The sequence below is a fragment of the bacterium genome, assembly GCA_024224155.1.
GTDB lineage: Bacteria > Acidobacteriota > Thermoanaerobaculia > Multivoradales > JAHEKO01 > CALZIK01.
The window spans coordinates 1-1,599 of record JAAENP010000495.1; the positions used below are offsets into that span (position 1 = coordinate 1).

General features: G+C 65.0%; 3 protein-coding genes. 1 reads left to right on the forward strand and 2 read right to left on the reverse strand.

Annotated features, from left to right (window positions below; all coding sequences use genetic code 11):
- Positions 1-240 (forward strand): hypothetical protein (locus tag GY769_23415; GenBank protein ID MCP4204868.1); only part of this gene is annotated, 240 nt, incomplete at its 5' end.
- A gap of 4 nt (positions 241-244) precedes the next feature.
- On the opposite strand, the gene GY769_23420 is transcribed toward GY769_23415, so the two are convergent.
- Together GY769_23420 and GY769_23425 are read right to left on the reverse strand one after the other, a co-directional pair.
- On the reverse strand, positions 245-661 hold the full coding sequence (locus GY769_23420) for a polymer-forming cytoskeletal protein (GenBank protein ID MCP4204869.1): 417 nt from the start codon (positions 659-661) through the stop codon (positions 245-247).
- Positions 658-1,530 carry a ParB/RepB/Spo0J family partition protein gene (locus tag GY769_23425; GenBank protein ID MCP4204870.1) on the reverse strand — a complete coding sequence of 291 codons (873 nt, stop codon included), beginning with the start codon at positions 1,528-1,530 and terminating at the stop codon, positions 658-660. Before GY769_23425 ends, GY769_23420 begins: the two co-directional genes overlap by 4 nt.
- Between the last annotated feature and the right edge of the window lie 69 nt (positions 1,531-1,599).

The window sequence follows — 1,599 nt, forward strand, 5'->3', positions numbered from 1 at the left end:
GATGGCGTCCTGATGTTCCTGGGTGAAGGCATCCAGCCCGCCGCGCTGTTCCGGCCGGCGGAGCTCGTCGACCTGGTGCCGACGCTACTCTACGGCCTGGGATTTCCGATCGCCCGCGACCTGGACGGCGCCGTCTTGACTCCCGCCTTCGAGACCGGCTTCCTGGCCCGACAGCCCCTGACCTTCCTGCCCTCCTACGAAGCCTTGGCCGATCGCGGAGAGACGATCGTGGTTCACTGACGCTTCAGAGCCGCGGTTTGATCCGGTTCGCCAGCGGCATCTGCGCCACTTTCTTGCGGTCACCCTCCGCCGCCGGGCCACGTTCCATCGAGCATCGACCTTCGAAGAAGGCACCGTCGTCGATGGTCAGCGAGGGCGTGTGAACGTCGGCCAGGACCTTGCCCGCCGCGGTGACCTCGACGCGCTCAGACGCCCGCAAGGCACCGCGGACGGTTCCGGAGACAAAGACTCGACAGACCCGAATCTCGCCATCGACGTCACCGCGGTCGCCGACGATCAGGTCGCCATCGGAAACGATCGTCCCGGTAAACTTGCCGTCGATCCTGAACGTGTCTTCGAAATGCAGCTCTCCCGTCATGTGGCTGCCAGCGTCGAGAAAGCCGTTGAGATCTCCCTGGGAACCGGAGCTCTTGAACATCATTTCTTCCTCTGCATCAGTCGGTCGTAGAGGCGAATCAGCTCTTCCTCGGAGTGGAAGTGGATCCGGATGGTGCCGCCACGCTTCTTCAGAGCGATCTCGACCTTGGTCTGGAGATCCTGAGTCAGTCGCTCCATGGCAGCTCGGGTATGGACGTCGAGCTCCTTTCTCCTCTTCCTGGCTCTGGCGGCGGCTTTGGGCCTGGCGGCCAGCGCTTCGAGGTCGCGCGCCGTCAGCCCTTCCGCGATCGCCCGTTCGGCGATCTCGATCTGCCGAGAAGGATCTGGGATGGCGAGCAACGGCCGAGCCTGCCCCGCCGTCAAGCTGCCGTCACGGATGAAATCCTGGATCGTCTCCGGCAGGCGCAGAAGCCGGAGCGCGTTGGTGACCGTCGTACGTCCCTTGCCGACGCGGCCGGCGATCTCCTCCTGGGATAGCTCGAACCTCTCTCCCAGCATGCGATAGGCTTCAGCTTCCTCGATCGCGTTCAGATCGGCACGCTGGACGTTCTCGACCAGAGCCAGCTCCAGCAACTGCCGGTCGTCATCGATCTGCCGCACGACGACCGGTACCTTCTCCAGTCCGGCGCGGCGCGCGGCGCGCCAGCGGCGTTCGCCCGCGACGATGGTGTAGGAATCCGGTCCCTTGGGAGTGACGACGATCGGCTGCACGACGCCTTGCGCGCGAATGGACTCCGCAAGCTCGTCGAGACCCGCGTCGTCGAACGCGCTCCGTGGCTGAAAGCGATTCGGCTCGAGCTGGTCGACCGATATCCCGACGCCGGCGGCGGGCGCGGCCTCGTCCAGCGCCTTCGGCTCGGCTCCCAGCAGAGCATCCAGTCCGCGTCCCAGACCTCGACGTTTGGTACTCATACCAATCTCCGGAGAAACTCGCGAGCCAACTCCAGGTACGCTTCGGCGCCCCGACTCTTGATGTCGTAC